General features: G+C 36.0%; 7 protein-coding genes and 1 pseudogene. All 8 read left to right on the top strand.

Going from position 1 to position 6,611, the window contains the following annotated elements; translation table 11 throughout:
* The coding region (locus tag KQI94_RS15035) for a phage tail protein (protein ID WP_216454558.1) at positions 1-2,370 on the top strand (2,370 nt) is incomplete at its 5' end.
* Positions 2,371-2,382: 12 nt separating this feature from the next.
* Positions 2,383-3,258, top strand: a complete 876-nt coding sequence (locus tag KQI94_RS15030) for a phage tail family protein (protein ID WP_002417416.1) — start codon at positions 2,383-2,385, stop codon at positions 3,256-3,258.
* Positions 3,258-4,343, top strand: coding sequence for a siphovirus ReqiPepy6 Gp37-like family protein (locus KQI94_RS15025; protein ID WP_002417415.1), 1,086 nt, complete (start codon positions 3,258-3,260; stop codon positions 4,341-4,343). Before KQI94_RS15030 ends, KQI94_RS15025 begins: the two co-directional genes overlap by 1 nt.
* Positions 4,344-4,353: 10 nt before the next feature.
* Positions 4,354-5,361 carry a hypothetical protein gene (locus tag KQI94_RS15020; RefSeq protein WP_002417414.1) on the top strand — a complete coding sequence of 336 codons (1,008 nt, stop codon included), beginning with the start codon at positions 4,354-4,356 and terminating at the stop codon, positions 5,359-5,361.
* Positions 5,362-5,892, top strand: coding sequence for a hypothetical protein (locus KQI94_RS15015; RefSeq protein WP_002417764.1), 531 nt, complete (start codon positions 5,362-5,364; stop codon positions 5,890-5,892). It begins immediately after the preceding gene.
* 17 nt (positions 5,893-5,909) lie between these two features.
* The gene (locus tag KQI94_RS15010) at positions 5,910-6,161 is read left to right on the top strand and encodes a hemolysin XhlA family protein (RefSeq protein ID WP_002417763.1); all 252 of its coding nucleotides are present in this window, start codon (positions 5,910-5,912) and stop codon (positions 6,159-6,161) included.
* Between the two features lie 3 nt (positions 6,162-6,164).
* Positions 6,165-6,368 carry a phage holin gene (locus KQI94_RS15005; RefSeq protein ID WP_002417762.1) on the top strand — a complete coding sequence of 68 codons (204 nt, stop codon included), beginning with the start codon at positions 6,165-6,167 and terminating at the stop codon, positions 6,366-6,368.
* A gap of 4 nt (positions 6,369-6,372) precedes the next feature.
* Positions 6,373-6,611 (top strand): annotated as a pseudogene (locus KQI94_RS15000) (1,4-beta-N-acetylmuramidase); the annotation flags it as partial.

Here is a 6,611-nt window from a genome sequence, read left to right as displayed (position 1 = left end):
GCTATGGATGCATTTAACAGCATTCAAAATTCAGGTTTTGTGATGAATCTTCAGTGGGCTTTTAAGTGGATTAGTGATGCTATAAAAAATGTAGCTCAGATTGTACAAAAAGAACTGCCTGAAATCAAAGGGATTTTTGAGGATACGGGCAGTCAAGTGTCTATGATATTTACGAAATTGGCAGGAGTATTTAGTACATGGTCAATTACTTTTGCCGATATTTTCACAGCTGTAGTACCTAAAGCGATAGAAATTTTTAAATCTGCATTTAAAACAATAAATACAGTAGTATTACCTGCGATTGAAAAAATCGTAGAGGTGATTTGGGACATATCAGGGGCTGTGAGTGAAGTTATCGTAAACGAGGTCATCCCTGCATTTGATAAATTTACAAACACCATATCTAAAAACAAGACATTATTCAACTCACTCAAATCGGTAGTAGTAGGAGTAGGAGCGGCATTCATAACGTATAAAGGTATTATGAAAGGTATTAAAATTGCCCAAGAAGCATATAATACCGTAATGTTTGCTTCTAAGTTAGCAACAAAAGGCTTAGATGCAGCAACGATAGCATTAGGCAAAGCCCAAGGTTCTTCTACTTTAGCTTTTAAACTAAATGTAGCGGCTGTCAAAGCGGCAGCGGTAGCGCAAAGAATATATAACGCAGCTCTAAATGCTAACCCGTTTGTTTTAATAATATCTGCAGTTGTTGCTTTGGTTGCAGCAGTCATTTATTTATGGAAAACAAATGATAAATTTAGAAAAGTGGTTATTAATGCATGGAATGCAGTCAAAGAAACCGCATTGAAGGTATTTAAAAGTGTAGCCGACTTTGTTAAACAAACTTGGGATTCAATCGTTAAAACAGCTAGTGGGTTAAAAGATAGCTTAGTAAAAACGTGGAATGATATTACCGCTAAAGTCTCAGAAATTTGGAAGAAATTCACGGATGCTGGCAAGAAAACATTTGATGGTTTCAAAAAAACAGTAGAAAACGTTTTTAACGGCATTAAGAATTTTCTACAAACAGTGTGGAATGTAATATACGCTGTAGTAGGGGCGATAATCGTTAATACAATTAATATCTGGAAAGGTATTTTTGATGGTTTTAAAGCGTATTTTCAATATCTATGGGATCTCATAAAAGCAATTGCTACCGGTGTATGGGAAAAAATAGGTGATACCGTCACAGGAATAATTAACGGTTTCATTGGAGTTATTAAGGGTATTTTTGATGCGTTTAAAACTTTCTTTCAACAGATATGGGATGCTGTCGTTTACTCTGTAACAATCGCTTGGAACGGAATTAAAAATACAGTTACTTCAGTTTCTACGGCTATTAAAAATTTTGTCACTCCTATATTTAATGCTATTAAAACGACGATTACTAATGTCTTTAACGCAATTAAAAACACAGCAACTAACGTTTGGAATGCTATTAAAACAACAATCTCTAATGTTGTGCAGGCTATCCTTAACTTTGTTACACCGATATTTAATACTATGAAAAACACGATAACAAACATTTTTAATGCCATTAGAAACACGGCTTCTAGTGTATGGAATAGTATTAAAACGACTATTTCCAATATCGTTACTTCTGTTAAAAACACAGTGATAAATATTTTTAATGCTTTAAAAAATTCAATTACAAACATTTTTAACGCAATTAGAAATACAGCATCTACTGTTTGGAATAGTATTAAATCAACCGTTTCTAACATAGTAAGTGCTATGGTGAACACCGTTAAAAATCTATTTAATGGTATGAAAAATGCGGTTTCTTCCATTTGGGAAGGGGTCAAATCAGTAATAACCAATGTTGTTAATGCTGTTAAAAACACCATATCTAATGTATGGGGTGGCATTACGGGGACTGTTTCAAACATCTTTAACGGCGTGAAAAATGCTATTGATGGACCCATGAACGCGGCTAAGAATCTCGTAAAAGGTGTAGTCGATGCGATTAAAGGGTTCTTTAACTTTAATATTAGTTGGCCGAAAATTCCTCTACCACACTTTTCTATCAGTCCGGCGGGTTGGTCTGCGGGTGACTTACTGAAAGGTAAAATACCAAGCTTGGGCATAGAGTGGTACAAAGATGGTGGTATCATGACGCAACCTACCATATTTGGCATGAACGGAAATAACGCAATGATAGGTGGAGAAGCAGGAGCTGAGGCTGTCGCACCGATTGACACGCTGTTAGGATATGTTGAAACTGCAGTGAGAGGTGTAATGGCTGAACAAAAAGACGGAGATATCAATGTTACACAATATATTACAAGTCCCGAGCCTTTAACGCCTAGAGAAATTGCAAGAGAAACAAAATATAAGTTGCAGGACCTTGCAACACTGAGAAGATAGGAGGTAGGTTGGATGTACGAACTTATATACAAGAACTCGGAAGGTTCTTTGATTAGTTTCGGTGTTCAACCACCTTTTACCGTTAAAAGTAAAACAGGATTCGGAGCTGTTGAAAATAAGATCATAACAGAAGAACAATATGGACTAGATGGTGTTATTAAAGTTTCGGAGCGTTTAGATAAGCGCGATTTAACGATAAAAGGTGAAATAATTGCTAAAGGAACAAAGGATCTTTTCAATTTACAGCATGAGATGATAAAAACGTTAAATCCTAAAATAGCTGGCACTTTAATTTATAGGATGTTTGATCATGAATTTCAAATTGATGTTTTAGTAGTCAAAGCGCCAGATTTACCTGATCCTGCTAAAAATATTACGCAGGTCTTTACCTGTACTTTTTTAGCTTTAGACCCGTATTGGTCAGATATGAGCAAGTATAATACGCTAATTCCTTTAGCTGTTGCTACGAAAAAACATACGTGGCCGTTAGAAATAACTAAAGGGTATGAGTTTGCTACGCTAAAAAGTGGTGAAATTGTACCAGTAACTAATGATGGTGATGTGTCAGTAGGTGGTACGTTTTATTTTTCTTTGGGTGCAGAAGCGACAGATCCAGAAGTATATAATGTAATTACTCAAGAGTTTTTCCGTTTTAAAGGCTCCTTTCAGGCAGGTACTAAATTTAAATTAGTTACTACTCGAGGGCAGAAAGAAGCGATAATGACAGATCCTAATGGAGTTGAAACTAATGCTATGCCATTGCGAGATTCTAATTCTACTTTTTTGCAGCTTGAAAAAGGCGATAACTATTTTCAAGTAAAGGCTACTACAGGTATTGGGAATGTAATTGTACAACTTGACTTTCAGCCGTTGGTAGGCGGTGTGTAATGGAATTAGAGATTTTTACGCAGGATGTAAATAACCAATGGAATTTTATTTCCGAAAAAGTTTTCGATGGTTTCAAAAGCTTAACGGTTAATCTTAACTATTATAGCTATTCGACTTTTGAGCTGTTTGTGGGTTTAACACCAACGAATATAAAAATGTTTATTCCAGACACTGTTATTTATATGGAAGGTCTGTATTTCTATATTGATGCTGTAGTGGTTGACGATCAAGCGACAGCACAAATAAAAGTATCAGGAAAATCGCTGTTAGGTAAGGCTTTAGATCGTATTGTTTATCGAATATATAATAAAACAGCGCCGCCAGAACAGATTGTGTGGGAACATCTTAATAACGAAGTGGTAAATCCTTCAGATACGAAAAGAAAAATTCAATACTTAAGATTGGGCCCTCGACCTAGTTTAGGGAATAGTTCTATTCAATATCAAAATAGCTATGGAGTGGTAGCCGAAGAAATTGAAACGCTTTGCACATCCTATGACTTTGGGATACGAGAGGTGGCTACTAAGTTAGGTGCACCTGGCAATACGTTAACCATCTTTAAAGGTAGAGATGTTTCTAGAACTATCGAGTTTTCAGATGAATATGAAAACTTAACCAAGGCGGGTTATCAGAATAATAACTTTGATGAATCTTCAACTGCTATTGTTTTTGGTGAAGGTGAAGGAACTGAACGGAAAAGTGTTGTTGTTGGAAATAATAAAACGGGACTGCAACGTAAAGAGTTGTACGTCGATGCTCGAGACTTACAAAAGAATACAGATGAAGTGACTTTGACCGATTCGCAATATATTGAAGCCTTAAAAAATCGAGGAAATAGTAAGCTTTCAGAGCGTAAACGAATTTTGACGTTAAGTGGTGAAGTTCCTACAAGTTCAAAATTGTTTAAATTAGGTGAAGATTATCAATTGGGTGACACGATTACTATTAAATCAAATTTATATAACTTGAAAAAAACATCAACTATAACAACTATTAAAAAGACCTATGATTCTAAAGGTCTTTTTATTGAACCGATTTTCGGTAAAGAAACACCTACTATTTTTGATGTTTTAGGAAGGAAGTAGGAGGTAACAAATGGAATGGAGTTTTCCGTGGCTATCTATTGATGGCGATAGAATGTATGATGACAGCGACTTCTCAAGATTTTTTGAGGGGCTTTTTTCTTATGGCGTTTCGCTGACAACAGCTAATGCACTGAAAGTTACCGCCAGTCCTAATGGCGGGATGAAAGTACAAGTTGATTCAGGTTATTCATTTACCGGTAAAGTTTTCTTAAATAGTAGTGCGAAAGCTTTAAGTATTGACGTAGCAAGCAGCACGCAAGACAGAACAGACAGTATTGTGGTTCGAATGGATAAAAGTGTACGTGATGTATTTTTAGCTGTTAAAAAGAACGATACGACAGTAACCCGTACATCGGATGTCTACGAGCTACAGTTAGCCACAATAAGAGTGCCCCGAAATGTTTCTAGTATTACAGGCGATTTAATCACAGATAAACGGGCAGACGAGAAAGTGTGCGGTTATTCATCGCCGTTTCAAAAAGTCAATGTTTCAGGGTTAGAAGATCAATACACAGCTCTATTAAAAGCGATTATTGATAAGATGAACCAATACACAGAAGATGAAAAAGTAAAATTTGAAGCAGATATGCAAGCAATCCTTACCAAGGGAAACGAGTATATACAACAAGCACAGGCAGATTGGCAGACGTTTTTAGAGAGTATCTCTCAATCGATGGAGGGCGATGTAGCTTTAAATCTACAGAAACAAATCACAAGTTTAACACCAGATCAACTGTTATTCACAAAAAACGATTTACCTTTTGATTACCCGATGGTTGAAGTATTGGCTTTAATAAACGGTTTTGGTATTACACCTTTAGGAGAGGAGAACTGGTTAGGAGACATTCCAGAAACTATACCGAATAGAATCGGTTATCCAAAAAAAAATGCTATTACGGTGAAAGTGCCTACCGATTGGAAAATGTCAGCGCCTAAAATAAGTGAAGTCAGTCCGTTTGTATATTTATTAAACGAAGGAAATAAAAGTGTGCAAATTAAAATAAAGGGGTCGAATTAGATGAAAACAAATTTTGAACGTGGTCAACTAAATGCACAAGATGATTTAAACGCAAATTTTATTGAAATAGGGCAATTAATTAAGAAAAGCTATCTTCCTGTAACATTAATTGATGGCATAGAAGGCCAAATTTCTAACGTAACGGCTCCAAATAACAAAGAGGTTGGAGTCGGAAATACTGTTTATTATACTACCGATATAAAACCTATAAGCGTAAATAGTTCAACTCATAAAATCGTTATTGAGGAGGACGGTATTTATTGTTTTGTGATGCAAGTTTGGGTTCAGTTTTCAGCTAACCATAATGGCTACTACTATCTAAATGTACTAAAAAATGGCACGCGCGCTCCAGGGCAAAGCAGACTGTGGGGAACCGGTGCCGATTATTTAAAAAATAGAAATGATGCGACAGGAATTTACATCGCTTCTTTAGCCAAAGGTGATGAAATAAATGCTATTGTAGAAACTAATTTTGCAGGTATGATTGCTAATTCAGGAATAAAGTCTGTATTAGCAGTGAAAATATTATAGAAAAGAAGGAAATTTATGTGAAAGATGAACTTGTTCAGGACATGGTAGAACGTCTTGTACGTATCGAGACAAAGCTTGATAATTACGAATTGCTAAGAGAAAAAACAGAAGATGCTAAAGAAAAGGCTGATCATGCTTTTTCTATTGCTAAAAATAATGTGGAAGATATCAAAGAAATAAAAGAAAATCAAAAATGGACTTGGCGGACAATTGCTGGCATAGGTGTGTCAGTAGTTGTCTATTTGTTTACAAAATATTTAGGGGGTTAATTTATGATTTTACCAGACAAGTATTACAAAATCATCAAGTGGGGAGTGCTCACTGTGCTCCCTGCAAGTTCTGTTTTGGTTGCCACACTAGGCAAAGCCTACGGTTGGCAGCAAACAGATATGGCAGTGTTAACTATCAATGCAATTGCAACTTTTTTAGGTGTGGTAACTGGCGTTTCAGCCTACAATTTAAAAGAAAAGGAGTAAACAAATGAAAAAGAAAATTTTAGCAGGAGCGCTCGTCGCTCTCTTTTTTATGCCTTTAAATGTATTTGCTGCAAAAGGAGATCAAGGTGTGGATTGGGCGATTTATCAAGGCGAACAAGGTCGTTTTGGCTATGCACATGATAAATTCGCTATTGCCCAGATTGGTGGCTACAATGCTAGCGGTATTTATGAACAATACACATATAAAACGCAAGTAGCAAGTGCTATTGCCCAAGGTAAACG

Source organism: Enterococcus sp. S183_ASV_20 (genome assembly GCF_018919685.1).
Classification (GTDB): domain Bacteria; phylum Bacillota; class Bacilli; order Lactobacillales; family Enterococcaceae; genus Enterococcus; species Enterococcus faecalis.
Note: the sequence above shows the minus strand (reverse complement) of the source record. Positions and strands in the feature narration are given on the sequence as shown.

Excerpts from the sequence above, each read along its gene's own strand:
- KQI94_RS15020 (WP_002417414.1), top strand. The coding sequence starts at position 4,354 with ATGGAATGGAGTTTTCCGTGGCTATCTATTGATGGCGATAGAATGTAT.
- KQI94_RS15005 (WP_002417762.1), top strand. The coding sequence starts at position 6,165 with ATGATTTTACCAGACAAGTATTACAAAATCATCAAGTGGGGAGTGCTC.
- KQI94_RS15015 (WP_002417764.1), top strand. The coding sequence starts at position 5,362 with ATGAAAACAAATTTTGAACGTGGTCAACTAAATGCACAAGATGATTTA.
- KQI94_RS15025 (WP_002417415.1), top strand. The coding sequence starts at position 3,258 with ATGGAATTAGAGATTTTTACGCAGGATGTAAATAACCAATGGAATTTT.
- KQI94_RS15030 (WP_002417416.1), top strand. The coding sequence starts at position 2,383 with ATGTACGAACTTATATACAAGAACTCGGAAGGTTCTTTGATTAGTTTC.